Source organism: Stenotrophomonas sp. GW821-FHT02D01 (assembly GCF_059421765.1).
The window spans coordinates 116,581-142,369 of the sequence record NZ_JBWKVP010000006.1 but is presented as its reverse complement, the minus strand read 5'-3'; the positions used below and the strand labels follow the sequence as shown (position 1 = coordinate 142,369).

Genomic DNA, 25,789 nt, shown 5'->3' with positions numbered 1-25,789 from the left:
CCGTTGCATGTCAGGAGCAGGGCCATGCAGGAACGCAGTCCCGGATATTTCCCGCATATCGATGGCCTGCGTGCGATCGCGGTGCTGGCGGTCATCCTCTACCACCTCAAGGCGAGCTGGTTGCCGGGTGGCTTTACCGGCGTGGACGTGTTCTTCGTCATCTCCGGCTTCGTGGTCAGTGCCTCGGTGGATCGTCTGCCGGCGATCGGAGGCTGGGCAGGGTTGGCGCGCTTCTATGCACGCCGCATGCGTCGCATCGCCCCGGCGCTGGTGGTGTGCCTGCTGGTGACGGCGATGTTCAGCGCGTTGCTGATTCCCGAATCCTGGCTCAGCGAGACCAGCGACAAGACTGGCCGCATGGCGTTCTTCGGGTTGAGCAACTGGGTGTTGGCCAGCACCGGCAACGACTATTTCTCGCCGCGAACCGAGTTCAATCCCTACACGCATACCTGGTCGCTGGGTGTCGAAGAGCAGTTCTACCTGCTGTTCCCGCTGCTGTTCCTTGCTTGGGCCAAAGGCCGGCGCGGCGGCTGGCTGTCGGTGGGGCTGTTTGGCGCAGCAACTGTGGCATCGCTGGGGTATGCGGTGTTCCGCGCGGGGCAGGGCGGTCATGAGATCGATGCGTTCTACCTGACCACCACGCGGTTCTGGCAGCTTGGCGCTGGCGTGCTGCTGTTCCAGCTGTTGTCGCTGAGCGGCCGGTTCACGCCGCCGCCGGTGCCGCCACGGGGTATCAGTTGGCGCTCGCCTCTGCTGCTGCTGAGCGTGGTGGCACTGGGCTATGGGCTCTGGTCTGCGCGCCCGGGCCATTCGCCGTGGATTGATGGGCTGTGGCCGGTATTGGGCACGCTGGGATTGCTGGGCCTGCTGCAGCGCTCACCCGGGGGCTGGATCGGGCGCACGCTGGCGACCACACCGATGGTGACGATCGGCCGGCTGTCCTACTCGCTGTACCTGTGGCACTGGCCGGTCTTCGTTCTGTTCCGCTGGACGGTGGGCCTGGAGACGGTGGCCACCGGCGGCGCCGCGCTGCTGTGCGTGGCAGTGTTGTCCTGGCTGTCCTGGCGCTGGGTGGAACAGCCCCTGCGGCATGGTGCGCGCTGGCGCGTCAGCAACGCGCGCTGGGTAGTGGTCGGGCTGGGCGTACTGGTGCTCGGTGCCGGCCTGCAGTCGGCGCTGACCAAGACCCAGCGGTACACCTCGCTCAGCGTGGTCAGCCGTGCCTCGCTGGACTGGTACCCGTATGCCAAGGGGCTGAAGAAGGAAATCCCGGACTGCCGCGTGCGGGTCAGCAACGTGCCGGTACTGGGCGGACAGGCCCGCCTTTACGAGCGCGGCGAGTGCCCCGGACGCACTGCATCCACCCGCCAGTTGTTCGTGGCCGGCGATTCGCATGCACTGGCCTACCACGAGATGCTGCAGCGCCTTGCCGTGCTCGATGGGGCGCCGATCCACCTGTACAGCAGTGGCGGCTGCGCGCTGGTCGGGTTACGAGCCTGGCAGGGCCCCAATCCGTCCTGCGAGGCCTATACGCGTAACGTGCTGGAAGATATCCAGGCACGCGCGCAGCCGGGGGATGTGGTGTTGCTGGCAGGGCTGCGCCTGCCACGCCTGTCTGAGTCGTACGCGCTGTTCGACATTGCCCAGGTGCGTGCCGAGCATCTGAGCGAGACGGCCAGCGCGGGTCGCAAAGCCGAGATCGGGCACTGGATCGAGCAGCTCACACCGCTGGCAGAACGCGGCGTGCGCATCGTGCTGGAAGCACCCAAGCCGGTGCTGCCGGCACCGCCGTACCGCTGCTCGGATGTGTTCAACCGGCACAACCCGATCTGTGCCAACGGCATGACGGTTGCGCGCAGCGAGATCGAGCAGTTGCGCGAGCCGGTGCTGGCCGGCCTGCAGCAGGTCGCCGCAGGTCTGCCGGGTGCATCCATATGGGATCCGATGCCGTTGCTGTGCCCGGGCGAGCAGTGCCTTCCCACCCGCGACGGCAAGCCGCTGTTCTTCGATGGCGACCATCTCAGCGGATACAGCAACCGTCTGCTGCTGCCTGATTTCCAGAATCAGCTGCAGCGTCTGCAGGCGTCGTCGCCGGCACCGGCGGTCGCCCCCTGATCGGGGGCGCGTGATCAGTTACGGGTCGCAGTGTCCGGGTTGGCCCGCTTCCTGGGGTGCCTATCGGTTCGTCGTGGACGCTGGCGCCTGATCCTTGCCAGGCGCGGCGATCATTCCGGATCGTAGTCCAGGTTCGACGCCAGCCAGCGTTCGGCCTGGGCGCGGTCCACGCCCTTGCGGCGTGCGTAGTCGGTGACCTGCTCACGGCCGAGGCGGCCGACCACGAAATACTGGCTCTGCGGGTGGCTGAAGTAGTAGCCCGATACCGCCGCGGTCGGCAGCATCGCGAAGCTTTCGGTGAGCCGCATGCCGGCGTTGGTTTCGGCGCCCAGCAGGTCGAACAACCGGCGTTTTTCGCTGTGCTCGGGACAGGCGGGGTAACCGGGCGCGGGACGGATGCCACGGTACTTTTCGTCGATCAGCGCTTCGTTGTCGAGCGTTTCGGTGTGGTCGTACCCCCAGAACCCGGTGCGTACGCGCTGGTGCAGGCGTTCGGCCAGGGCTTCGGCAAAGCGGTCGGCGAGCGCCTTCAGCAGGATCGCGTTGTAGTCGTCGTGGTCGGCCTCGAAACGGGCCACGTGCGCGTCGATACCGATGCCGGCGGTGACTGCGAAGCCGCCGATCCAGTCCTGCTTGCCGCTATCAGCCGGGGCAATGAAATCGGCAAGGCAGAAATCCGGGCGTTCAGCAGGCTTGTCCACCTGTTGCCGCAGGAAGTGCAGGGTGGTCTCGCCATCGGGATGCTGCACACGTACGTCGTCGCCGATGCTGTTGGCAGGCCATAGGCCGAACACGGCCTTGGCCCGCAGCCACTTCTCGTTGACGATGCGGTCGAGCATCGCGCGCGCGTCCTGGTACAGCTCGCTGGCCTGGGTGCCGACGATCTCATCGGTGAGGATCGCCGGATATTTGCCGGCGAGCTCCCACGCTTGGAAAAAGGGTGTCCAGTCGATGTAGGGCACCAGTTCTGCCAGCGGGTAATCATCGAATACATGCAGGCCCGGCTGCTTCGGTGCGGGTGGCGTGTACGCCTGCCAGTCGCACTGGAACTTCTGGCCACGTGCATGTTCCAGCGAGACCAGGCGCTTGGCGTCACCGCGGTTGCGGTGGCGGGTGCGGATCTCGGCGTAGTCCGCCTCGTTGGCGGCGACGAACGCATCCCGCAGCTCGCGCGAGATCAGCGACTGCGCCACACCCACGGCGCGCGAGGCGTCCTTCACCCAGACCGTCGGGGCTTTGTAGTGCGGGTCGATCTTCAGCGCGGTGTGCGCACGCGAGGTGGTCGCGCCGCCGATCATCAGTGGCAGGTCAAAGCCCTGCCGCTGCATTTCACGGGCGACATGGCTCATTTCCTCCAGCGACGGCGTGATCAGGCCGGACAGGCCGATGATGTCGGCCTGGTGCTCGCGGGCGGCATCGAGGATCTTCTGCGCCGGCACCATCACGCCCAGATCGATCACCTCGAAGTTGTTGCAGGCCAGGACCACGCCGACGATGTTCTTGCCGATGTCGTGCACATCGCCCTTCACCGTGGCCATGATGATCTTGCCGTTGCTCTTGGCGGTGTCGCCGCTGCGGGCCTTTTCGGCTTCGATGTAGGGCAGCAGGTAGGCCACTGCCTTCTTCATCACCCGTGCCGATTTCACCACCTGCGGAAGGAACATCTTGCCGGCACCGAACAGGTCGCCGACCACGTTCATGCCGGCCATCAGCGGGCCTTCAATGACGTCCAGCGGGCGGCTGGAACGTTGCCGGGCTTCTTCGGTATCGGCTTCGACCCAGGCATCCAGGCCATGCACCAGCGCATGCGCCAATCGTGCATCCACCGGCTTCTCGCGCCAGGCCAGGTCTTCGGTCTTCGCCGCACCCTTGCTGCCTTTGTAGCGCTCGGCGATTTCAAGCAGGCGCTCGGTAGCGTCGCGGCGGCGGTTGAGGATCACGTCCTCCACCCGCTCGCGCAGGTCCGGCTCCAGTTCGTCGTAGATCGGCATGGTGCCGGCATTGACGATGCCCATGTCCATGCCCGCGGCGATGGCGTGGTACAGGAACACCGAGTGGATGGCCTGGCGTACCGTTTCGTTGCCACGGAACGAGAACGAAACGTTCGATACGCCACCGGACACATGGCAGTGCGGCAGCGTCTGCTTGATGATGCGGGTGGCTTCGATGAAGTCGACCGCGTAGTTGTCATGCTCTTCAATGCCGGTGGCGACGGCGAAGATGTTCGGGTCGAAGATGATGTCCTGCGGCGGAAAGCCGATTTCATCGACCAGCAGGCGATAGGCGCGGGTGCAGATTTCAACCTTGCGCGCGCAGGTGTCGGCCTGCCCGCTCTCATCGAAGGCCATCACCACTGCGGCCGCGCCGTAGCGCAGTACCTTGCGCGCATGCTCGCGGAACACGTCCTCGCCTTCCTTCAGCGAGATCGAATTGACCACGCTCTTGCCCTGCAGGCACTTCAGGCCAGCCTCGATCACACTCCATTTGGAGGAGTCGACCATCACCGGAATGCGCGCGATGTCCGGCTCGGACATGATCAGGTTGAGGTAGCGGGTCATCGCCGCTTCCGAATCGATCAAGCCCTCGTCCATGTTGACGTCGAGGATCTGTGCGCCGCTGGCCACCTGCTGCCGGGCCACATCCACCGCTTCCTCGTAACGGCCTTCCTTGATCAGCTTGCGGAACTGCGCGCTGCCGGTGACGTTGGTGCGTTCGCCGACATTGACGAACAGCAGGTCCGGGGTGATGACCAGCGGTTCCAGGCCGGACAGGCGGGTAGGGCGGACAGGCGTCATGATCGGCGGCAACTCAGCGGCAACAGGGGGGCGTGCGGGAGGGGGCGGAGGTGTTCATGCCGCCTGCACCTGGGCGGCAGGCAGGGCGCGCGGCGGCAGCCCGGCCACCGCCAGCGCGATCGCGCGGATGTGGTCCGGGGTGGAGCCACAGCAGCCGCCGACCAGGTTGAGCAGGCCATCTTCGGCAAAGCCACGCAGGGTGGCGGCCATCTCCTCGGGCGTTTCGTCGTACTCGCCGAAGGCGTTGGGCAGGCCGGCGTTGGGATGGGCACTGACGTAGCAGTCCGACACCTGCGACAGGGTTTCCACGTGCGGACGCATGGCATCGGCGCCGAGCGCGCAGTTCAGGCCGATCGACAACGGCCGTGCATGCGCCAGCGACGCTTGGAACGCTTCGGCGGTCTGCCCGGACAGGGTGCGCCCGGAGGCATCGGTGATGGTGCCGGAAATCATGATCGGCAGCCGCGCGCCACGTGCATCGAAGGCTTCCTCGATGGCATACAGTGCGGCCTTGGCGTTGAGCGTATCGAAGATGGTCTCGACCATGATCGTGTCGGCGCCGCCATCGATCAGCCCGTCAATGGCTTCGCGGTAGGTACCGCGCAGCTCATCGAAACTGGTGTTGCGGAAGCCGGGATCATTGACGTCCGGGCTGATCGAGGCGGTGCGGCTGGTCGGGCCGAGCACGCCGATGACGAAGCGCGGCTTGCCCGGCGTGGTCGCCGCCACCGCATCACAACAGGCACGGGCAACGGCAGCGCCTGCCTTGTTCAGCTCGTACACCAGATGTTCAAGGTGGTAGTCGGCCTGGCTGACCGAGGTGGCATTGAAGGTGTTGGTTTCCACCAGGTCCGCGCCCGCTTCCAGGTAGGCGGTGTGGATGCCTGCGATGACTTCCGGTCGGGTCAGCAGCAACAGATCGTTGTTGCCTTTCAGGTCGTGGCCTTCGGGTGTCCCGCCATGGTCGCAGCCGGGGCCATGGGCGTGGTCGTAACCACCGGCGAAGCGCTCGCCCCGGTAATCGTCTTCCTGCAGGCCGTGTCGCTGGATCATCGTTCCCATCGCGCCGTCGATGATCAGGATGCGATCACGCAGGGCAGCGAGCAGCGATTCCACGCGTTCCGGGTGCAACCAGGGCAGGGCGGGCATGTCGGCCTCAGGGCTTGTTGGCGATCAGCGAAATCACTTCGAAATGCGGCGGGCGCTTTTCGCGGGTGACTGTTTCCAGGTTGGATACCTGCAGGCCTGCCTTGTCGACGAACTTCTTCAGCTCCTTGTCGCTGAAGCCGAGGTTGACGTGGCCATAGGCATCGACCGCGGCTTTGTGCTCATGACGGGCCAGGCTGCACAGCAGCAGGCGACCGCCCGGGCGCAGCACGCGCGCGGCCTCGGTGACCGCCTGCGCCGGCTTGCTGGCGTAAGTGAGCGCGTGCATCAGCACGACCAGGTCGAAGCTGCGGTCCTTGAAGGGCAGGGCATGCATGTCACCCTCGCGCACTTCAACGTTCGGCAGGCGGCGCAGGCGTTCGCTGGCGGCAGCCACCACGCGTGCGCTGGTGTCGATGCACACGTAGCGCCGTGCATGCGGGGCGACCAGTTCGGCCAGCACGCCGTCACCGGAGGCGATATCCAGCACGTCGCCGGTTTCCAGCAAAGGTAGCGCGGTGCGCGCCAATGCTTCCCAGGTACGCCCTGGGGAATAGTGGCGCTCCATGTCGCCAGCCACGCTGTCGGCCCAGTTCTGGTCGGAAGCGCGGTGGGCGAGCACTGCAGCGACCCGTTCAGCATCCTGGCGCAGCAACGGGTCGTCGCTTCCGTTGCTCAGGGCATGCCACAATGCACGCTGCGCCGGGTCCAGCTGGGCCTCGTCGAAGCGGTAATAGGCCGACACGCCCGCACGGCGGTCGCGCACCAGGCCGGCTTCCTTCAGGCGCGCCAGATGAGTCGATACCCGCGGTTGCGCCAGCCGGGTGATGGCCGAAAGCTCGGCCACGGTCAGCTCTTCCTGCTCCAGCAGCGCCAGCAGGCGCACACGGGTAGCATCGGCGAACACCTTCAGGCGGGTCGACCAGTCTTCCAGATCCATAAACATCTACCTATCGCGATATAGAGATATATTCGCCGACCAGCCCTCTTCCGGTCAAGCCGCGGCTCCCCGCGAGTCAGCCGCCGATGCCCGGCCCCGGTACAATCGGGGCACCTGGGCGCGCGCTGCGCGGCCCATAACATCATGTACCCGGGAGGGTGTTGTGGATTTCAGCTTTACCGAAGAGCAGTTGATGCTGCAGGACGTGGCGCGTCGCATCGCGCAGGAAAAGATCGCCCCGAGTGCGGAGCACCATGACCGTACGGGCGAGTTCCCGCTGGACAACATCCGCCTGCTGGGCGAGAACGGCCTGATGGGCATCGAAGTGCCGGCCGAATATGGCGGCGCAGGCATGGACCCGATCGCGTACGTGCTGGCGATGGTGGAGGTCGCCGCCGGTGATGCTGCGCACTCGACCATCATGTCGGTCAACAATTCGCTGTTCTGCAACGGCATCCTGACCCATGGCAGCGAAGCGCAGAAGCAGAAGTACGTGCGGGCCATCGCCGAGGGTACCGCCATCGGCGCGTTCGCGCTGACCGAGCCGCAGTCCGGTTCGGACGCCACTGCGATGCGTTGCCGTGCGATCAAACAGGCCGATGGCAGCTACGTCATCAATGGCAAGAAGAGCTGGATCACCTCCGGCCCGGTGGCCAAGTACATCGTGCTGTTCGCGATGAGCGAGCCGGACAAGGGCGCGCGTGGCATCACCGCGTTCATGATCGACACCGACAAGGCCGGATTCGGCCGCGGCAAGACCGAACCGAAGCTGGGCATCCGTGCCTCGGCCACCTGCGAGATCGAGTTCAACGATTACGTGGCGCAGCCGGAAGACGTGCTGGGCCAGGAAGGCGAGGGCTTCAAGATCGCCATGGGCGTACTCGACGCCGGCCGCATCGGCATCGCCTCGCAGGCGATCGGTATCGCCCGTGCCGCCTATGAAGCGACCCTGGAGTACGTGAAGGACCGCAAGGCCTTCGGTGCGGCCATCGGTACCTTCCAGATGACCCAGGCGAAGATCGCCGACATGAAGTGCAAGCTGGACGCGGCGCTGCTGCTGACCCTGCGTGCAGCATGGGTGAAGGGCGAGGGCAAGCGCTTCAGCAACGAGGCCGCCATCGCCAAGCTGACCGCTTCGGAAGCGGCGATGTGGATCACCCACCAGGCCGTACAGATCCATGGCGGCATGGGCTATTCCAAGGAAATGCCGCTGGAGCGCTACTTCCGTGATGCCAAGATCACCGAGATCTACGAAGGCACCTCGGAGATCCAGCGCCTGGTGATCGCCCGCAACGAAACCGGTCTGCGTTGATTTTCCCGTGCCGCGCCGCTGCAATGGCGGCGCGGCAGTAGATCCACGCCATGCGTGGATGAGGTCGTTGCCTAGTGCTTCTGCCCATCCGTCGGCCAGGAACTGGAAGAGGAAACGAGTCATGGACGCGTTGATCGAACGCATCGACCAGCTGAGTGCGCCAGGTGCGTTTCTGGATTTCCATGTGGATCCCGGGTTGCCCTTGCTGGGACAGCTGGACGCGTTGAAAGAAGATCTTCTGCAGTGGCAGTTGCCTGGCGGCAAGGTGCTCGACGTCGGTTGGTATCCCGAGTTTGATGCTTCTGGCAGCTTCCGGATCCTGCTGATCGACGGAACCGATTGGGACGTCCCGCTGTTCAGCGCGCAGGCGCACTCGCTGGCGCAACTACAAGAACAACTGCGACTGGCCGTAGCCCGCGCAGGCTGGAACGTCTAGCGCCGAGCGACTGCTGCGGGAATCAGGTGTCCAGATGGCGTGTCCGCCTCTTGCCTGCCAGGATTCATGCTGCTCCAATGCGGATCGTTTTTCTGGAGATACCGCATGATCTACCGCGGCTGGGGCTTCATGACGCTGGTGACGCCGATCGCAGGCATCCTGTTGCTGGCGTACTTCTTCCCGCACGACGGCCCCAAGGGCAACATCCCGCTGCAGCAGGTGCTGCTGGGTGGTGGCATCGGTGCGGCAGTGAACGTGCTGCTGGGCCTGTGGCTTAACCGTGCGCCGCGGCATAAGGGTGAGGCCGCACCCCATCATTTCTTCTTCGTGCCCATGCAATGGGCCGCGCTGGTTCTCGTGGCGGTGTGCGCCGTGATCGCGCTGCTGCGCTGACACGTCGCCTTGGAGAGCGCCAACCAAGGTTGGCGGCTACCGGGCATGCCGCTGCTTTGGTAGATGCCAACCTTGGTTGGCATGAATTCAAAAGCAGCAAAGAAAAAGGCCCCGGATCGCTCCGGGGCCTTCCTCGTTTCAACTTACCGTCGGATCAACGATCCGGGCGGTGGGCGCTTTCCGCATCACGCTGGCGGCCGAGGAATTCCTTCGACGGTTCATCCAGCTTGTCGCCCAGCATGCGGCGCACCACCACGAAGAACACCGGGATCATCAGCAGGCCGAGCAGGGTGGCGAACAGCATGCCGCCGATCACGCCGGTACCGATGGCGTGACGCGAGTTGGCGCCGGCACCGGTGGAGATCGCCATCGGGATGACGCCCATGATGAACGCGAAGGACGTCATCAGGATCGGGCGGAATCGCAGGCGCGCCGCTTCGATGGTGGCATCGCGCAGGGTCTTGCCCGCTGCACGCTGCTCCACCGCGAACTCCACGATCAGGATCGCGTTCTTCGCGGCCAGGCCGATCACCGTGATCAGGCCGATCTTGAAGAACAGATCGTTCGGCAGGCCACGCATCATCGACAGGGCGAGTGCGCCCAGCACGCCGAGCGGCACCACCAGCAGCACCGCCACCGGGATCGACCAGCTTTCATACAGCGCGGCCAGGCACAGGAACACCACCACGATGGACAGCACCAGCAGCAGCGTCGCGGCATTGCCGGCCAGGATTTCCTGGTAGGACAGGCCGGACCAGTCGTAGCCGAAGCCTGCCGGCAGGTCGTCGTTGACGATGCCTTCCATGGTCTGCATCGCTTCACCCGAGCTGGTGCCCGGTGCCTGCGAGCCGACGATGTTGATCGCCGAGTAGCCGTTGTAGCGGCTCAGCGACGGCGGTGCCGAGACCCATTCGGACTTGACCACCGTGCTCAACGGAATCATCGCGTTGGTGCCATCGGCATTGGTGGTCAGGCTGGACGGGCTGTAGAAGCTCTTCAGCGATTCCTGGCCGGTACGGTACGGACCATCAGCCTGCATGGTCACGCGCTTGATGCGGCCTTCGTAGAAGAAGTCGTTGACGTACACCGGGGCCAGCATCAGCTGGATGGTGCTGTACACGTCCGACACCGACATGCCCATCGACTGCGCCTGCACGCGGTCCACGTGCAGCTGCAGCTGCGGGGCGTTTTCCAGGCCGTTCGGGCGCACGCCCACCAGGTGGTCCGGCTTCTGCGCGGCCTGGCCGAGCAGGATGTTGCGGGCCTGGGTCAGCTGCTCGTAACCGGCACCGCTGCGGTCCTGCAGCCACATGTCGAAGCCACCGAACTGGCCAAGGCCCTGCACGGTCGGCAGGTTGACCACGAAGATCTGCGCTTCCTTGATGCCGTAGAACGCGCCGTTCATGTTCTGGATGAATTCCGGAGCAGTGAACTTGCGCTCTTCCCACGGCTTCAGGCGGATGAAGCCCATGCCCACGTTCTCGCCGGAGCCGACGAAGCTGAAGCCGGCCACCTGCAGCATGCCTTCATAGCCATCCTGCTTTTCCAGGATGCCGCGCATCTGTGCGAACGCTTCGTTGGTCTGGCTCTTGGTCGAGCCCGGCGGCAACTGCACGATCGCCAGTGCATAGCCCTGGTCTTCCTCAGGCAGGAAGCTGCCCGGCATGCGGGTGAACAGGAAACCGCACAGCGCGGTCAGCACCACGAACAGGATCATCCAGCGTGGTGCATGGCGCACCGCGGAGGTGATGTGGCCCACATAGGTGTGGCTGATCTTGTCGTAGTACTTGTTGAAGGTGCGGTAGACGATGTTCGGGTTGTCGTTGTGCGTCGGCTTGAGGAACGTCGCGCACAGCGCCGGGGTGAAACCCAGCGCCAGGAACGCCGAGAACGCCATCGAGATGGCGATGGTCAGGGCGAACTGCTTGTAGATCTCACCGGCCGCACCGCCCTGCAGGGCCGAGGGGATGAACACCGCCGCCAGCACGACGGTGATGGCCACCACCGCACCGGTGATCTGGGTCATCGCCTTCTGCGTGGCCGGCTTCGGCGCCAGGCCTTCCTCGGTCATGATGCGTTCGACGTTCTCGATCACCACGATCGCGTCATCGACCACGATGCCGATCGCCAGCACCATCGCAAACAGGGTCAGCTGGTTGATCGTGAAGCCGATCATCCACATGCCCAGGAACGTACCCAGCAGCGCTACCGGGATCACCAGCGTGGGGATCAGGGTGGCGCGGAAGTTCTGCAGGAAGATCAGCATCACCAGGAACACCAGCAACACCGCTTCGAACAGGGTCTTGACCACTTCCTGGATCGAGATCTTGACGAAGGTGGTGCTGTCGTACGGCGAGAACCAGGTGACGCCGGCCGGGAAGCTGGGCTGCAGCTCGTCCATCTTGCCGCGCACCGCCTCGGCCACGTTCAGGGCGTTGGCGCCCGGCAGCAGCTGGATGGCGAAGGCGCCGGTGGGCTTGCCGTTGTACTGGGTATCAAAGCCGTAGTTGTTGGCACCGAAGGCGACGCGGGCGATGTCCTTCAACAGCACGCGCGAGCCATCGGCATTGGCGCGCAGGATGATGTTCTCGAACTCCTGCGGCGAGCTGAAGCGGCCTTCGGCCGACACCGTGGCGGTGAAGTGCTGGCCTTCCGGCGACGGGTCGGAGCCCAGCGCACCGGCGGCGAACTGCACGTTCTGCGCGCGTACCGCCGCCAGCACCTGGCTGGCCGACAGGCCATAGCCCTGCATCTTTTCCGGGTTGAGCCAGATGTTCATGGCGTACTCGGAACCGAACTGCTGAGTGCTGCCGACGCCGGGGATGCGCGAGACCTGGTCGAGCACGCGCGAACCGACGATGTCGTTCAGTGCGTCACGGTTGATGGTCGGCGTATCGGACTGCAGGGCCACCACCATCAGGAAGCCAGCGTTGGCCTTGGCCACCACCACGCCCTGCTGGGTGACTTCCGAAGGCAGTCGCGGCGTGGCCAGCGAGACCTTGTTCTGCACCTGCACCTGGGCGATATCCGGATCGGTACCGGTCTCGAAGGTCAGGGTGATCGAGGCGCGGCCGTTGGACGCGGACGAGGAGCTGAAGTACAGCAGGTGATCGATACCGGTCAGCTGCTGCTCGATCACCTGGGTGACCGATTTTTCCGTGGTGTCCGCGCTTGCACCCGGGTAGGTGGCCGAGACGGTCACCTGCGGCGGGGCGATGTTGGGGTAGGACTCAACGCCGAGGTTGAGGATCGCGATCACGCCGCTGAGCGAGATCAGGATCGCTACCACCCAGGCGAAGACTGGATGTTCGATGAAAAATTTAGGCATGACGGAAGGTCCCGTTACTGCTTGTTCGATTCGGTGGCGGCCGGCTCGGCCTTGTCGGCCTGGTCAGCCTTGGCCGGTGCCTTGGCGTCGGCCGGAGCTGCGGCAGGCGCGCCCGGAGCAGCACCGCCGGCGGCAGGCTTGCCGTTGGCGTCCTGGCCCGGGGTCCACGGCTTGGCCGTGGCCGGCGTACCCTCCTTGACCTTCTGCACGCCGGCGACGACCACCTTGTCACCGGCAGCCAGGCCCTCGCTGACCAGCCAGTTGCCGTTCTGCGCGCCGTCGGTCTTGACGTTCTTGCGGACGACCTTGCCGTCTGCGCCCACCACCATCACATAGCCGCCGGTGGTGTCACGCAGCAGGGCCTGCTGCGGCACCAGGTAGGCGTTGTTGCGCTCGCCCAGGTTGGCCTGGAAGCTGACGAAGGCGCCCGGCAGCAGGATCTTCTGCGGGTTCGGCAACACCGCACGCAGCGACACCGCGCCGGTGGCCGGGTCGACCGTGGTCGAGGAGAAGTCCAGCGTGCCCGGCTCGCTGTAGGTGCTGCCGTCGGCCAGCTTGACGTTGACCGTGGCCTTGCCGTCGCCGGACAGGGCCAAGGTGCCCTTGGCCTGCTGCGCACGCAGCTGGGTCAGTTCATCCACGCTCAGCGAGAAGTTCACGTACAGCGGGTCGAGCTGGTCCACGGTGGTCAGCAGGGTCACATCGCCCTGGCCGACCAGCGCGCCTTCGGTGACCTGCTGCTTGTTGGCCACGCCGCTGATCGGAGCGGTGACGTTGGTATAGCCCAGGCTGATGCGGCTGCTGGTCACCGAGGCTTCGGCCTGCTTGACCGCGGCCAGCGCGGTGCGCTCGGCCGACTCGGCGTTGTCCAGGTCAGCCTTGGACACGAACTTCTGCGGTGCCAGCGAACGGGCGCGGTCAGCGGCGACCTTGGCGTTGGCGTAGGTCGCGCGGGCCGAAGCCAGCTGGGCTTCGGAGGCGCTGAGCGAGGCGCGCAGCGGCGCAGGGTCGATCAGGAACAGGGTCTGGCCCTGCTTGACCTCGCTGCCTTCCTGATAGACGCGCTTGAGCAGCACGCCGGGCACGCGGGCGCGCACATCGGCGCTGCGGAACGGCGACAGGCGACCGACCAGCTCGCGCTGCAGCGGCAGGGTCTGCGGCTTGGCGTCGATCACGCCCACCTCCGGCGGTGGGGGCGTCGGCTGTTCCGGCTTCTTGCAGGCAGCTACGGCGACAGCAACGGCGCACGTCAAGGCAAGGGTGCGGAGTGGGGCGGTCATCAGGAGGAACTCCGGGGTTGGTTTGAAGACGGGGCCGGCGAGGGCTGCGGCGCGAACGCGCGCAGGAAGCCATCGACGGAGAACTCTGCCCAGCGCCGACGCAACGCTGCGTCATCACGATGGGGGGTATGGAAGCGCTGTTTGTCGAAATCCTGACCGGCGATCATGCTCAGCAGCAGTTCGGCCATGAAGTGCGGGTCGTCATGCCGCAGCAGACCGCGACTGCAAACGCTTTCAATCCATTCAGCAAGATGAAGCGTCAACGCGCCGGCGCCATGCCGGTACAGCGTACGCGCCTCTTCGGGAAACTGTGCTGCATCGGCGGCGATCAGGCGGCAGGCCTGGCCGACGTGGGGCTGGTTGAAGTGCTCCAGGAAGTCGGTGGCGAACTGCAGCAGGCTGCCACGCAGGTCGTCACCGCGGAGTGCACGCAGCATGGCCCCGGTGGCGTGGCCCACGTGGCGCTGCATCACCCGCCGCAGCAGGGCCTGCTTGTTGCCGTAGCGCGAGTACAGGGTCTGCTTCGAGCAGCCTGCATGCTGGGCGACCGCGTCCATGCTCATCTGCATGCCCTGTTGGGCAAGCAGTTCGCGCACGGCGTCGAACACGCGCTCATCACGCGCGTCGAGGGCGACAGGAAGGTAGGCCGGATTCACGCGGTGGACTATACCGTCCAGTTCAGGATTGTGGAATCGCGCCGATGTTGCCGCATGTGTCTTCCGGTAACACGTTTTGCCGATCCTGTCGGCAACGCTGTGCGACTGCGATGCCCATACCGGTGCGAACTGAATAGGGCGTCTAAACCGCAGCAAACCCGAATCTGGTTATTCCGTCCTGCAGCAAGGCCTTTTCGTGCGGTAGGGCTACAATTTCATTTTCCCAACTGAGCAAGCGCGCCGCTCTGCCATGAAACCGCAAAAAACCGCAGCCAAGACCGTGAAAAACAAAAGCAAACCAGTTGAGTCGGAGGTCGCAGTGACCGCTGGTTTCTCCCTGGAGCCGGTGTACACGGCCTTGCGCAAGCGTTACCCCGCGGCCGCTCAGGCCGAGGCAGTGGCATTTGCCTCCAGCTTCTACAAGCGCATGGAGGCCGACGAGTTCCCCCATCACAGCGCTGAGGAATGGGCCGCGCTTGCCGCCGAAACGCTGGAATTTGCCCGCGCCCGCAAATCGGGCAAGGCCAACGTCCGCGTCTTCAACCCGACGGTGAAGGCCAATGGCTGGGAATCGCCGCACACCGTGCTGCAGATCATCAACGACGACATGCCGTTCCTGGTCGACACCGTAACCATGTCGCTGGCCGAGCATGGTGTTGGCGTGCATGTGCTGGGCCACCCGGTGCTGCATTTCACCCGTGACAAGGCTGGCAAGCTGACCAAGGTCGGCGAGGGCCAGCTGGAATCGGTGATGCTGCTGGAGATCGACCGCCAGCCGGCCGAAGCCATGGCAGACATCGAGCAGGCCATCAACAAGGCGCTGGATGAAGTGCGCGCCATCGTACGCGACTGGCAGCCGATGCAGGACAAGGCGCTGGCGCTGGCCGACGACCTCGGCAGCCGCCAGCTGCCTGTCGACGCTGCCTCGCGCAAGGAAGCACAGGAATTCCTGCGCTGGGCCGCCGACAACCACTTCACCTTCTTCGGCTACCGCGAGTACCGCGTCGAGAAGCAGGGCAAGGAAGACGTGCTGGCGCCGCTGAACGACACCGGCCTGGGCCTGATGCGCGGCAAGGACAAGTCCGCTGCACGTCCGGTCAAGACCTTGGCCGCGCAGGGCCTGAACACCACGTCCGGGCTGAAGGACGCGCTGATCCTGACCAAGACCAACGCCCGTTCGCGCGTGCATCGTGCCGGTTACATGGACTACATCGGCGTGCTGGAATTCGACGCCAAGGGCAAGATCATCGGCGAACAGCGCTTCCTCGGCCTGTTTACTTCCAGCGCCTACAACCGCCGCCCGTGGGAAATCCCGCTGGTGCGCCAGCGCTACGAGCACGTGATGAAGCAGTCCGGCCTGGCTGGCTCCAGCCATAGCGGCAAGGCCCTGCGCCACATCCTGGAAACCCTGCCGCGTGAAGAACTGTTCCAGTCCAGCGAGGACGAACTGTTCCGCACCGCAATGGGCGTGCTGGGCCTGCAGGAGCGTGTGCGCAGCCGCCTGTTCCTGCGCCGCGACAAGTACAGCCGTTTCATTTCCGCGCTGGTCTACCTGCCGCGCGAGCGTTTCAACACCGACGTGCGCCTGCGCATCGAAGCGATGCTCAAGGAAGCGCTGCACGGCGAGTACGTGGACAGCTCGGTGGTGCTGGGTGAATCGCCGCTGGCCCAGGTGCACCTGATCGTGCGTCCGAAGCCGGGCGAAATGCTTGACGTCGACACCGCCGAACTGGAGCAGAAGCTGGCCCAGGTGCTGCGTAACTGGCAGGACGACCTGCGCGAAGCGCTGGTCACCCGCCATGGCGAAGCCGAAGGCCTGCGCATCGCTGCGCGTATCGGCAAGGCACTGCCGGCCGGTTACATCGAAGACAACAGCACCGCCGTTGCCGCCAACGATGTCAGCCAGCTCGATGCGCTGACCGGTCCGGACGACCTGCGCCTGAGCCTGCAGGCCGTGCCGCGCGAATCCGGCGATGGCCTGCGCCTGAAGCTGTATCGCCAGCTGGATGACATCCCGCTGTCGGACGCGCTGCCGATGATGGAAAACATGGGCCTGCGCGTGATCGCCGAGCGCCCGTACCGCCTGTCGGTGGACAACGCGCCGGTGTACGTGCAGGACTTCGAGGTCGAGTCGACTGCCGGTGCGATCGATGCGGCCAGCGTCGATGAAGCCTTCGGTGAGACCTTTGCCCGCGTCTGGCACGGCGATGCCGAGAACGATGGCTTCAACCGCCTGGTGCTGGCTGCCGGCCTGCACTGGCGCCAGGTCGCCATGCTGCGCGGCTACTGCAAGTACCTGCTGCAGACCGGCGTGCCGTTCTCGCAGGCTTACGTCGAAGGTACCTTCACCCGCTACCCGCTGCTGGCACGCCTGCTGGTCGAGCTGTTCGAAGCCCGCTTCGATCCGGCCACCGGTCATGAAAGCAAGGAAGACATCGCCACCGGCCAGGCGCAGCTGAAGGCCCACCTCGACGTGCTGGCTGCCGGCGACGAGGCCACCCTGAAGGTGCTCAAGACCGTGGTCGACGCCCGCAAGGGTGACCGCGATGCGCAGATGCAGGCCGCGCGCGAAGCGCTGCTGAAGCTGATGGACCGCGTGTCCAGCCTGGACGAGGACCGCATCCTGCGTTCCTTCATGGGCGTGATCGATGCGACCCTGCGCACCAGCTACTACCAGACCGATGCCAACGGCCAGCACGGCCATGTCATCAGCTTCAAGTTTGATTCGGCCTTGGTGCCGGACCTGCCCAAGCCGCGCCCGTACCGCGAAATCTTCGTGTACGGCCCGCGCGTGGAAGGTACCCACCTGCGCTTCGGTGCCGTCGCCCGTGGCGGCCTGCGCTGGTCGGATCGCCGCGAAGATTTCCGCACCGAAGTGCTGGGCCTGGTCAAGGCGCAGATGGTCAAGAACACCGTCATCGTGCCGGTCGGTGCGAAGGGCGGCTTCTTCGCCAAGATGCCGCCGGTGAACGGCGATCGCGACGCGATCTTCGCCAACGGCGTGGCCTGCTACAAGCTGTTCATCCAGGGCCTGCTGGACATCACCGACAACATCGTCAACAACAAGATCGTGCCGCCGGTGGATGTCGTGCGCCATGACATGGACGATCCGTACCTGGTGGTGGCCGCCGACAAGGGCACCGCGACCTTCTCCGACATCGCCAACGGCCTGGCCATCGCGCACGGCTTCTGGATGGGCGATGCGTTCGCCTCCGGCGGTTCGGTCGGTTACGACCACAAGGGCATGGGTATCACCGCGCGCGGCGCGTGGGAGTCGGTCAAGCGCCACTTCCGTGCACTGGGCCGTGACAGCCAGACCCAGGACTTCACCGCGGTTGGCGTCGGCGACATGTCCGGCGACGTGTTCGGCAACGGCATGCTGCTGTCGCGCCACATCCGCCTGGTCGCTGCGTTCGACCACCGCCACATCTTCCTGGACCCGAACCCTGATGCAGCGACCACGTTCGTCGAACGTGAGCGTCTGTTCACCGTGCCGCGTTCGAGCTGGGCGGATTACGACGCCAAGCTGATCAGCAAGGGCGGCGGCGTGTATCCGCGCAGCCTGAAGTCGATCGAGATCACCCCGCAGGTGCGTGAGGTGCTGGGCCTGGACGAGAGCGTCAAGGCGCTGTCGCCGAACGATCTGATGAGCGCCATCCTGAAGGCGCCGGTCGACCTACTGTGGAACGGCGGCATCGGTACCTATGTCAAGGCCGCCAGCGAGCAGCACAGCGATGTCGGCGACCGCGCCAACAACGCCCTGCGCGTGAACGGTGGCGAGCTGCGCTGCAAGGTGGTGGGCGAGGGCGGCAACCTGGGCATGACCCAGCTGGGCCGCATCGAAGCCGCCCAGGCCGGCGTGCTGCTCAACACCGACTTCATCGACAACTCGGCCGGTGTGGATACCTCCGACCACGAAGTCAACATCAAGATCCTGCTCAACGATGTGGTGCGGGCCAAGAAGCTGACCGTCGAGCAGCGCAACAAGCTGCTGGCGTCGATGACGGACGAAGTCGCCGCGCTGGTGCTCAACGACAACTACCGCCAGAACCAGGCCCTGAGCCTGATGGAGCGGATGGCGGTCAAGCGCCTGGGGTCCAAGCAGCACTTCATCCGTACCCTGGAACAGCAGGGCCTGCTGGATCGCCAGATCGAGTTCCTGCCGTCCGATGCCGAGCTGTCCCAGCGCAAGGCACGCGGCCAGGGCCTGACCCGTCCGGAACTGTCGGTGCTGCTGTCCTATTCCAAGCTGGTGGCGTTCGCCCAGCTGCTGGATTCGGACATCCCGGAAGATCCGTACCTGTCCAAGGAACTGCAGCGCTACTTCCCGACGCCGCTGCAGAAGAAGTACGCCGACGCGATGGAGCGTCACCGCCTGAAGCGCGAAATCATCGCCACGGCCGTGACCAACCAGACCATCAACCGCATGGGCGCCACCTTCCTGATGCGCATGCAGGAAGACACCGGCCGTTCCATTGCCGAGGTCGCCAAGGCCTACACCATCAGCCGCGAAACGCTGGACGCCCGCGCGCTGTGGGCGCAGATCGACGCCCTCGACGGCACCCTGCCGGAGTCGGTGCAGATCGACGCGCTGGAAGTGATCTGGAAGCTGCAGCGTTCGTTCGTGCGCTGGCTGCTGTCGCGCCCGGGCCCGATGCCGGGCATCACCGAGGCGGTCAACCGCTACCAGGGTCCGTTCAACGACATCCGTGTTGCTTCGGGTGTGCTGCCGGATTCGCAGCGTCCGACCTACGAAGCCCTGGTGGCCGAGTGGAAGGAAAAGGGCCTGCCGTCGGCGCTGGCACAGCAGCTGGCCGAACTGCACTTCCTGGAACCGGCGTTCGACATCATCGAACTGGCCCGTACCCGCAAGCTGAAGCCGGTGGATGTGTCCAAGATCCACTTCCGCCTGGGCGATGCCCTGCAGCTGCCCTGGCTGTTCGAGCAGATCGACGCGCTGGAGGTCAATGGCCGCTGGCACGCCGTGGCCCGTGGCGTGCTGCGCGACGAGCTGGCTGCACACCACCGCAGCCTGGCCGGTCAGGTGCTGGCCACCAAGGGCAGCACCGCTGAAGCCAAGGTGGCCGCGTGGATCGGTCGTGACGACAGCAGCCTGCGCTTCACCCTGGCGATGCTGGCCGAACTTGCCGAGCAGAAGACCCTGGACTATCCGACCGTTTCGGTCGCGGTGCAGCGCCTGGGTCAGCTCGCTGCCCACGGCGCGTAAGTGATGTAGTGCCAGGCCACGCCTGGCATGCGTGAACCGGAACGGCCCCGCGAAAGCGGGGCCGTTCTTGTTTTGGGGGTAGCTCCGGCCGCTGGCCGGCAACCTCTTGGGCCTCTCCGCAGATAGGCGGTTGCCGGCCAGCGGCCGGCACTACCGGGTATGCTCTTGCTGGCACACCCACCCGGATCCACCGATGAGCGACACCCCCCGCATCGCTTTCCTGGCCAGTACCACCGAACCTGCACAGATGGCACGCGCAGCGATGGTCTCGCGCTATGGCGACCACGCCCCGGACCAGGCCGATGTGCTGTGCCCGCTGGGCGGCGATGGCTTCATGCTGCAGACCCTGCATCGTCACGGACACTTGGGCAGGCCGGTATTCGGTATGAAGCTGGGCACGGTGGGTTTCCTCATGAACCAGTACCGCGGCGACGACGACGTGCACGCGCGTATCGCCCGTGCCGAGCCGGCCCACCTGCGCCCGCTGGAAATGATGGCGCTGACCGAATCGGGCACCACCACCGGATCGCTCGCCTACAACGACGTCTCGCTGCTGCGCCAGACCCGGCAGGCGGCGCATATCGGCATCGACCTCAATGGCCAGGAGCGGGTGGGCGAACTGATCGGCGATGGCGTGCTGGTGGCCACCCCGGCCGGAAGCACCGCCTACAACTACTCCGCGCATGGGCCGGTGCTGCCGCTGGGCTCGCACACCATCGCCCTGACGCCGCTGGCCCCGTATCGTCCGCGGCGCTGGCGCGGCGCCATCCTCAAGGCCGACACCGAAGTGCGCTTCCGCGTGCTCGATCCGTACAAGCGTCCGGTCAGCGTCACCGCCGATTCGCACGAGACCCGCGATGTGGTCGAAGTGACGATCCGCGAGTCGCGCGAGCACCGGGTGACCCTGCTGTTCGACCCGGAGCACAACCTTGAAGACCGGATCCTGAGCGAACAGTTCGTTTTTTGACGACAATAGGCGGCCGGCACTGCCGACCGCTTGAAGGACCCCACCGATGGGCGACAACTCCCCCCGTTTGCTGACCGTCGCGGTGACCTCGCGTGCGCTGTTCGACCTGGAAGAAAGCCATGCGCTGTTCGAGAGCGATGGCGTGGCTGCCTATGCCGAGTACCAGCGCCAGCACGAGGACGACATCCTCGGGCCGGGCGTAGCCTTCCCGGTGGTGCGCAAGCTGCTGGCGCTGAACCAGGGCGCCAGCCCCGAGAACCCGCGCGTGGAAGTGATCCTGTTGTCGCGCAACTCGGCCGATACCGGCCTGCGCATCTTCAATTCCATCCAGCACTACGGCTTGGGCATCATCCGCGCGACCTTCACCGCCGGCGAGCCCACTTGGCCGTACGTGAAGCCATTCGGTACCGACCTGTTCCTGTCGGCCAATCCGGAATCGGTGCGCAGCGCGCTGCGCCACGGCATCGCCGCGGCAACCATCTTGCCCAAGCCACCGGGCGAGACCGCTGCTGCTGCCGCCGACCAGATCGACATCACCCGCCCGGCCGGGCAGCTGCGCATCGCGTTCGATGGTGATGCGGTGATCTTCGGCGATGAGAGCGAACGCATCTCGCGCGAGCAGGGAGTGGAAGCCTTCGGCCGGCACGAACGCGAGCGTGCGCGCGAGCCACTCAGTGGCGGTCCGTTCCGCGGTTTCCTCTCTGCGCTGCACACGTTGCAGGAAGTGTTCCCGGCCGGCGACAGCGCGCCCATCCGCACGGCGCTGGTGACTGCGCGGTCGGCACCGGCGCACGAGCGGGTGATCCGCACCCTGCGCGAATGGGGCGTGCGCCTGGACGAGGCGCTGTTCCTGGGTGGTCGACACAAGGGCCCGTTCCTGCAGGCGTTTGGTGCCGATATCTTCTTTGACGATTCGCAGCACAACATCGACAGTGCGCGTGAACACGTAGCCGCCGGCCACGTGCCGCATGGTGTCGCCAACGAGGGGTGATGCTTGCCCCGGTAGTTGCCAACCTTGGTTGGCAGTCGTTTGTATCAGTGTCCTCAAAGGTGGGCATACCGCTTACGGAGTGTCTGACATCCCCAACTGCAGGTCCACCACCTTCCAGCGCAGGCCCTGCGGTTCCAGCACTACCTTCAACGGCGGCTGGCCGGGTCCGCGATCGACGTCGACCACGAAGCGGTCCAGGGCTTCGAAGTGGTGTTCGGCGTTCTTCAGCGGGCGTGCCGGCTCGGTTGCACCCAAGGCCTCGCCGCCCTGCAGTTCATTGCGGCCGCGCTTCCACAGCACGTGGCCCTGCAACATCGCGCCGATGCCGGTGGGGGTGACCATCGTTTCCACCGCGGCGCCGCCCAGCTGGTCACCCAACCCGTACAGCAGCGCGCCGAAGGGACTGGCAGCCACCTCGGGGCCGGCCTGGCGCACCAGGTAATCATTGAGCTGGGCGCGCAGGCTGGTACGCACGCGTGGGAAGTCCACGTAGCGCTCCAGACGGGCGGTGTCCCGTTGTTCGATGGCCTTGGACAGGCCATGCACGGTCAGGTAGGGGCCGCCGAACCACCAGGCGGCCACCACAGCGATCAGCAGAACGAGGGCGCCAATGAGCTTCTTCATGGTGCACAGCCTGCCGCAAGTACGGCTGCCGGTGGTGAACGGCGGGTGATCCCAGCAATGCCACCGGCGCCGGTCAGAACTCCAGATCGAGCGCAGCGCACAGGTAGTCGACGAACGGGCCCAACGCCGCGAGGTCCTTGCCGAGCGTGGACAGCAGGCGCGGGCCGGTCATCGTGGCATCGTCCAGCGAACGCCACATCACCCAGTTGCGGTGCTTGAGGTCATCAATGAACTCGAAGTCAGCCGGGAAGCCGCGCGGTGGGCGCACCAGCTTCTCGGTTTCCTCGAAGTCGAAACGCCTGCGCAGCGCCGGTGCGTGCGCAGCCGCCTTCCAGCTGCCCGGGTTGTCGAGGATGAAGTGGCGGACGCGGCGCTGGGTTTCCGGTTCGGGATGCCACAGCCCGGCACCGACGAAGCTCTCGCCCGGCTGCAGGTGCACGTAGAACGAGGGCGCGGCCACTTCACGGCGGCGCTCATGGAACAGGCGCGCGCCCTGCCAGGTCTTGTACGGCGATTTGTCGTTGGAGAAACGCGCGTCGCGGTGGATGCGGAACAGCGAGCCGCCCACGCCACGCGTGTCTGCGCGGAAGTGTCCGCTGACCTCGGCCAGCGCCGGCTGCAGGTCGCCCAGCAGGCGCAGGAACGGCTGCCGCACGTGGTCTTCGTACTGCTGGCGATGGTCGTTGAACCAGGTCTTGTCGTTGTGCAGCGCCAGGCTGCGCAGGAACTTGAAACTGGCATCGGAGAAATAGGTGCTCACAGCTCCTCCTGCAGGTGTTGACCCCAGTCGCGAAGCGATTGCAGCAGCGCGGCGCGGCGGGCGTCGTCGGGTGCTTCGGCCGCCAGCGCATCCAGCTGCTGCTGGTACTGGGTCAGGTTGAGTTCGCCCATGCCTTCCTCGCCGAACAGGCGCTGGCGGCGATAGGCTTTCCAGCGCTCGCGTTCTTCCGGTGCGAGGCTGTCGGGATGATTACGGGCGCGGTAGCGGAACAACAGCTCGGGCAAGCGCGGATCGCGGAAGCGGCCTTCCAGTGCGGCCAGCTGCTCGGCGGGCGTGGTCCGTGCCAGTGCCAGCAGCGGCTTGTCGCCGGCGCCGAGGAAGCCGTCGTACAGCGACGCATCCACATCGGAAACGCTCGCCGCGCGCGGCTGGTTGTAGACCTGGCGCGCCTTCTCGGCCAACTGCGGCGCGAACGCGCGCAGGCGTTCGGCCTTGGCTTCGATCGCCGCCACGTCCAGCCCGAGTCGTGCGTGGTCATCAGCGCGCAGGTGGTTCCAGGCCACCAGCGCCGGCACCTTGTTCAGGTGCACTTCCTTCAACGGCACCCGGGCCACGCCTTCGGGCAGTTCGCTGGCGCGCAGGTACAGGCGCTGGGCGATCACTTCGGCGGGCAGTTCCAGCAGGTCATCGATGTCGCCGTCGAGATCGAACACGATCACCCGGTTGTTGATGGTCGGATGTACCGCCAGCGGCAACACCGGTGCCGCGCACAGGCGGCTGGCCGGGTAGCGCATCGAGATATGCAGCACCGGCTTCAATGCAGTGATGTCGAGCAGGCTGCCGACGAAACGCTTGTCGCGCAGCTTCAGCGCGTAGTCCCACAGGCGCGGCTGCGACTGCTTGAACAGGCGCGCCATGCCGATCGTCGCGCGCACGTCCGACAGCGCTTCGTGGGCATCGCCCTCGCGCACGCCGTTGGCCTCGGCCAGATGCTCCAGCTTGAACGAGGTGGCGCCGTCCTCGCGCTTGGGCCAGTGGATGCCGTCCGGGCGGATGGCATGCATCAGCCGCAGCATGTCCAGCAGGTCCCAGCGCGAGTTGCCGTTGCGCCACTCGCGTTCGTACGGGTCGTGGAAGTTGCGGAACAGGCCGTAGCGGATGAACTCGTCGTCGAAGCGCAGGGTGTTGTAGCCCAGTGCGCAGGTACCGGGACGCGAGAGCTGCTCGTTGATGCGATCGAACGCCTCGGCTTCGCTGATGCCTTCAGCCAGCGCCTGCTGCGGAGTGATGCCGGTGACCATCGTCGCCATCGGCGAGGGCAGCAGATCATCGGCTGGGCGAACGAAGAAGCTGACCGGCGTATCGATCTCATTGAGGTCGCTGTCGGTACGGATTGCCGCGTACTGGGAGATACGGGTACGACGTGGATCCTGGCCGAAGGTTTCCAGGTCGTAGAACAGGAAGCTGTCGGCCATCAGTGCGCGCCCTCCAGCACCGGCAGCTGCGCATGGATCTGCGCTTCCAGTGCGTTCCAGTCGATGTTGTCCAGGGTGTCGTGGCCTGCGGTGGCGGCGATCAGCATCGCGCGCTGGAGGTCGGTCCGGCGCAGTGCCTCGGCATAGGGCGTGTGCAGGAACGTCACCATTGTGTAGTGCGGGACGAAACGCGTGGGCCAGCGCCGCTGCAGTTCCTGTTCCAGCTCACGTTGCAGCAGGAAGGCCGGATCGGCCACCCTGTCACGCATCTCCAGATAGTTTTCCAGCGCCATCTGCTGGATCGCACGCGCGTTCGGCTTGCGCTCGGCCTCGAATGCGGCGAACGCACTCTGCAGGTCGTCCGCCTCCATCAGATGGCGGGCCAGCGCCACGCAGTCCTCGAACGCGCAGTTCATGCCCTGGCCGTGGAACGGCACCATCGCATGCGCTGCGTCACCGATCAGCACGGCACGTGCCTGCTGGTGCCAGCGTTGCAGGGTGAGGGTGCCGAGCAGGCCGGGCGGATGCTGCTCCCAGTCTGCACGCAGGTTGGGAATCAGCGGCAGGGTATCGGCGAACTCACGCGCGAACAGCGCTTCGGCCTGGGCGCCGGTGGTGACCGTGGCGAAGCTCGGATCGCCATCGTTGGGCAGGAACAGGGTGACGGTGAAGGTGCCCTCGTGGTTGGGCAGGGCGATGCACATGTAGTGGCCACGCGGCCAGATATGCAGGGCATTGCGCTCGATGCGGAAGCCGCCCTCGTCGCTCGGCGGAATCTCCAGTTCCTTGTAGGAATGGTCGAGGAAGGCAATGTCCTCGCCCAGCGGTTCGCGCCGGTTCATCGCCGCGCGCAGCGCCGAGCCGGCGCCATCGGCACCCACCAGCGTATCGAAGCGGATATCGTGCGGGCTGTCGTCACGATCATCGATGAAGCGTGCGTAGCCGGCATCGAAATCGACGGTGTGCAGGCGACGGTGGAAATGCACGGTGGCGCCGGCCTGCTCGGCCAGTTCCAGCAGCGTGGTATTCAGATCGCTGCGATGGATCGACCAGATCACTTCGCTGTCGTCGCGACCATAACGCTGCAGCTGCGGCTCGCCCTCGCGCGGATGCACCATGCGCCCGCGCATCATTACCGCCCGCGCCATCACTTCGTCTTCCACGCCGGCCTGGCGCAACGCGTTGCGCCCGCGCTCGGCCAGGGCCAGGTTGATCGAACGGCCGCTTTCGTAATCGGCGATGCGCGGATCGCCACGGCGTTCGTACAGGGTGATGCGCCAGCCCTGCCGTGACAGCAGGATGGCCAGCAGGGATCCGGCCAGGCCGGCGCCGACAATGCTCAGCGAGCGGGATGCATGTGCGATCAACGAACTGTCCAGCAGT

General features: G+C 65.6%; 17 protein-coding genes. 7 read left to right on the top strand and 10 right to left on the bottom strand.

What is annotated here, in order from left to right:
* The first annotated feature begins 24 nt into the window (after nt 1–24).
* Nucleotides 25–2,115, top strand: a complete 2,091-nt coding sequence (locus AC07UW_RS13815) for an acyltransferase family protein (RefSeq protein ID WP_495212252.1) — start codon at nt 25–27, stop codon at nt 2,113–2,115.
* A 110-nt stretch (nt 2,116–2,225) separates the two neighbouring features.
* Here the strand turns inward: AC07UW_RS13815 and metH are convergent, their stop codons facing one another.
* Genes metH through AC07UW_RS13800 form a run of 3 tightly spaced genes read right to left on the bottom strand, consistent with a single transcriptional unit; the run spans nt 2,226 to nt 6,996 of the window.
* Nucleotides 2,226–4,910, bottom strand: a complete 2,685-nt coding sequence (metH, locus tag AC07UW_RS13810) for a methionine synthase (RefSeq protein ID WP_495212251.1) — start codon at nt 4,908–4,910, stop codon at nt 2,226–2,228.
* A gap of 54 nt (nt 4,911–4,964) precedes the next feature.
* The gene (locus AC07UW_RS13805) at nt 4,965–6,059 is read right to left on the bottom strand and encodes a homocysteine S-methyltransferase family protein (protein WP_428705068.1); all 1,095 of its coding nucleotides are present in this window, start codon (nt 6,057–6,059) and stop codon (nt 4,965–4,967) included.
* Nucleotides 6,060–6,066: 7 nt separating this feature from the next.
* Nucleotides 6,067–6,996 carry an ArsR/SmtB family transcription factor gene (locus tag AC07UW_RS13800; RefSeq protein ID WP_089236121.1) on the bottom strand — a complete coding sequence of 310 codons (930 nt, stop codon included), beginning with the start codon at nt 6,994–6,996 and terminating at the stop codon, nt 6,067–6,069.
* Between the two features lie 163 nt (nt 6,997–7,159).
* On the opposite strand from AC07UW_RS13800, the gene AC07UW_RS13795 reads away from it, so the two are divergent.
* The 3 genes from AC07UW_RS13795 (at nt 7,160) to AC07UW_RS13785 (ending at nt 9,137) form a co-directional block, all read left to right on the top strand.
* A complete protein-coding gene (locus AC07UW_RS13795; protein WP_495212250.1) occupies nt 7,160–8,308 on the top strand; it encodes an acyl-CoA dehydrogenase family protein in 1,149 nt (382 codons plus the stop codon).
* 121 nt (nt 8,309–8,429) lie between these two features.
* A complete protein-coding gene (locus AC07UW_RS13790; RefSeq protein WP_223495654.1) occupies nt 8,430–8,744 on the top strand; it encodes a hypothetical protein in 315 nt (104 codons plus the stop codon).
* Nucleotides 8,745–8,849: 105 nt separating this feature from the next.
* The gene (locus tag AC07UW_RS13785) at nt 8,850–9,137 is read left to right on the top strand and encodes a hypothetical protein (protein WP_223495653.1); all 288 of its coding nucleotides are present in this window, start codon (nt 8,850–8,852) and stop codon (nt 9,135–9,137) included.
* Between the two features lie 154 nt (nt 9,138–9,291).
* Here the strand turns inward: AC07UW_RS13785 and AC07UW_RS13780 are convergent, their stop codons facing one another.
* From AC07UW_RS13780 to AC07UW_RS13770, 3 genes are read right to left on the bottom strand one after another with little or no spacing between them, the layout of a single operon-like run.
* Entirely contained in the window at nt 9,292–12,465 is a 3,174-nt protein-coding gene (locus AC07UW_RS13780) for a multidrug efflux RND transporter permease subunit (protein ID WP_025876842.1), read from the bottom strand.
* A 14-nt stretch (nt 12,466–12,479) separates the two neighbouring features.
* Nucleotides 12,480–13,745 carry an efflux RND transporter periplasmic adaptor subunit gene (locus AC07UW_RS13775; RefSeq protein ID WP_428705067.1) on the bottom strand — a complete coding sequence of 422 codons (1,266 nt, stop codon included), beginning with the start codon at nt 13,743–13,745 and terminating at the stop codon, nt 12,480–12,482.
* A complete protein-coding gene (locus tag AC07UW_RS13770; RefSeq protein ID WP_495212249.1) occupies nt 13,745–14,401 on the bottom strand; it encodes a TetR/AcrR family transcriptional regulator in 657 nt (218 codons plus the stop codon). Before AC07UW_RS13770 ends, AC07UW_RS13775 begins: the two co-directional genes overlap by 1 nt.
* A gap of 250 nt (nt 14,402–14,651) precedes the next feature.
* On the opposite strand from AC07UW_RS13770, the gene AC07UW_RS13765 reads away from it, so the two are divergent.
* The 3 genes from AC07UW_RS13765 (at nt 14,652) to AC07UW_RS13755 (ending at nt 21,586) form a co-directional block, all read left to right on the top strand.
* Entirely contained in the window at nt 14,652–19,628 is a 4,977-nt protein-coding gene (locus AC07UW_RS13765) for an NAD-glutamate dehydrogenase (RefSeq protein ID WP_336029722.1), read from the top strand.
* A 193-nt stretch (nt 19,629–19,821) separates the two neighbouring features.
* Nucleotides 19,822–20,595, top strand: a complete 774-nt coding sequence (locus AC07UW_RS13760) for an NAD kinase (RefSeq protein ID WP_025876850.1) — start codon at nt 19,822–19,824, stop codon at nt 20,593–20,595.
* Nucleotides 20,596–20,641: 46 nt separating this feature from the next.
* Entirely contained in the window at nt 20,642–21,586 is a 945-nt protein-coding gene (locus AC07UW_RS13755; protein WP_033831508.1) for a 5'-nucleotidase, read from the top strand.
* A 72-nt stretch (nt 21,587–21,658) separates the two neighbouring features.
* Here AC07UW_RS13755 and AC07UW_RS13750 read toward each other — a convergent pair whose 3' ends face one another.
* From AC07UW_RS13750 to AC07UW_RS13735, 4 genes are all read right to left on the bottom strand, one after another.
* A complete protein-coding gene (locus AC07UW_RS13750; protein ID WP_495212248.1) occupies nt 21,659–22,210 on the bottom strand; it encodes a DUF2939 domain-containing protein in 552 nt (183 codons plus the stop codon).
* A 73-nt stretch (nt 22,211–22,283) separates the two neighbouring features.
* Complete coding sequence (locus AC07UW_RS13745; RefSeq protein WP_025876858.1) at nt 22,284–22,970, bottom strand: DUF2461 domain-containing protein; 687 nt, start codon at nt 22,968–22,970, stop codon at nt 22,284–22,286.
* Nucleotides 22,967–24,406, bottom strand: coding sequence for an exodeoxyribonuclease I (sbcB, locus tag AC07UW_RS13740; protein WP_495212247.1), 1,440 nt, complete (start codon nt 24,404–24,406; stop codon nt 22,967–22,969). The genes AC07UW_RS13745 and sbcB overlap by 4 nt, the downstream gene beginning before the upstream one ends.
* Nucleotides 24,406–25,773, bottom strand: a complete 1,368-nt coding sequence (locus AC07UW_RS13735; protein WP_033831504.1) for an FAD-dependent oxidoreductase — start codon at nt 25,771–25,773, stop codon at nt 24,406–24,408. The genes sbcB and AC07UW_RS13735 overlap by 1 nt, the downstream gene beginning before the upstream one ends.
* Nucleotides 25,774–25,789 lie beyond the last annotated feature (16 nt).

What these genes read in the sequence shown, in the direction of transcription:
- AC07UW_RS13815 (WP_495212252.1), top strand. Translation starts at nt 25, where the DNA reads ATGCAGGAACGCAGTCCCGGATATTTCCCGCATATCGATGGCCTGCGT.
- metH (WP_495212251.1), bottom strand. Translation starts at nt 4,910, where the DNA reads ATGACGCCTGTCCGCCCTACCCGCCTGTCCGGCCTGGAACCGCTGGTC.
- AC07UW_RS13805 (WP_428705068.1), bottom strand. Translation starts at nt 6,059, where the DNA reads ATGCCCGCCCTGCCCTGGTTGCACCCGGAACGCGTGGAATCGCTGCTC.
- AC07UW_RS13800 (WP_089236121.1), bottom strand. Translation starts at nt 6,996, where the DNA reads ATGGATCTGGAAGACTGGTCGACCCGCCTGAAGGTGTTCGCCGATGCT.
- AC07UW_RS13790 (WP_223495654.1), top strand. Translation starts at nt 8,430, where the DNA reads ATGGACGCGTTGATCGAACGCATCGACCAGCTGAGTGCGCCAGGTGCG.
- AC07UW_RS13785 (WP_223495653.1), top strand. Translation starts at nt 8,850, where the DNA reads ATGATCTACCGCGGCTGGGGCTTCATGACGCTGGTGACGCCGATCGCA.
- AC07UW_RS13780 (WP_025876842.1), bottom strand. Translation starts at nt 12,465, where the DNA reads ATGCCTAAATTTTTCATCGAACATCCAGTCTTCGCCTGGGTGGTAGCG.
- AC07UW_RS13775 (WP_428705067.1), bottom strand. Translation starts at nt 13,745, where the DNA reads ATGACCGCCCCACTCCGCACCCTTGCCTTGACGTGCGCCGTTGCTGTC.
- AC07UW_RS13765 (WP_336029722.1), top strand. Translation starts at nt 14,652, where the DNA reads ATGAAACCGCAAAAAACCGCAGCCAAGACCGTGAAAAACAAAAGCAAA.
- AC07UW_RS13760 (WP_025876850.1), top strand. Translation starts at nt 19,822, where the DNA reads ATGAGCGACACCCCCCGCATCGCTTTCCTGGCCAGTACCACCGAACCT.
- AC07UW_RS13755 (WP_033831508.1), top strand. Translation starts at nt 20,642, where the DNA reads ATGGGCGACAACTCCCCCCGTTTGCTGACCGTCGCGGTGACCTCGCGT.
- AC07UW_RS13750 (WP_495212248.1), bottom strand. Translation starts at nt 22,210, where the DNA reads ATGAAGAAGCTCATTGGCGCCCTCGTTCTGCTGATCGCTGTGGTGGCC.
- sbcB (WP_495212247.1), bottom strand. Translation starts at nt 24,406, where the DNA reads ATGGCCGACAGCTTCCTGTTCTACGACCTGGAAACCTTCGGCCAGGAT.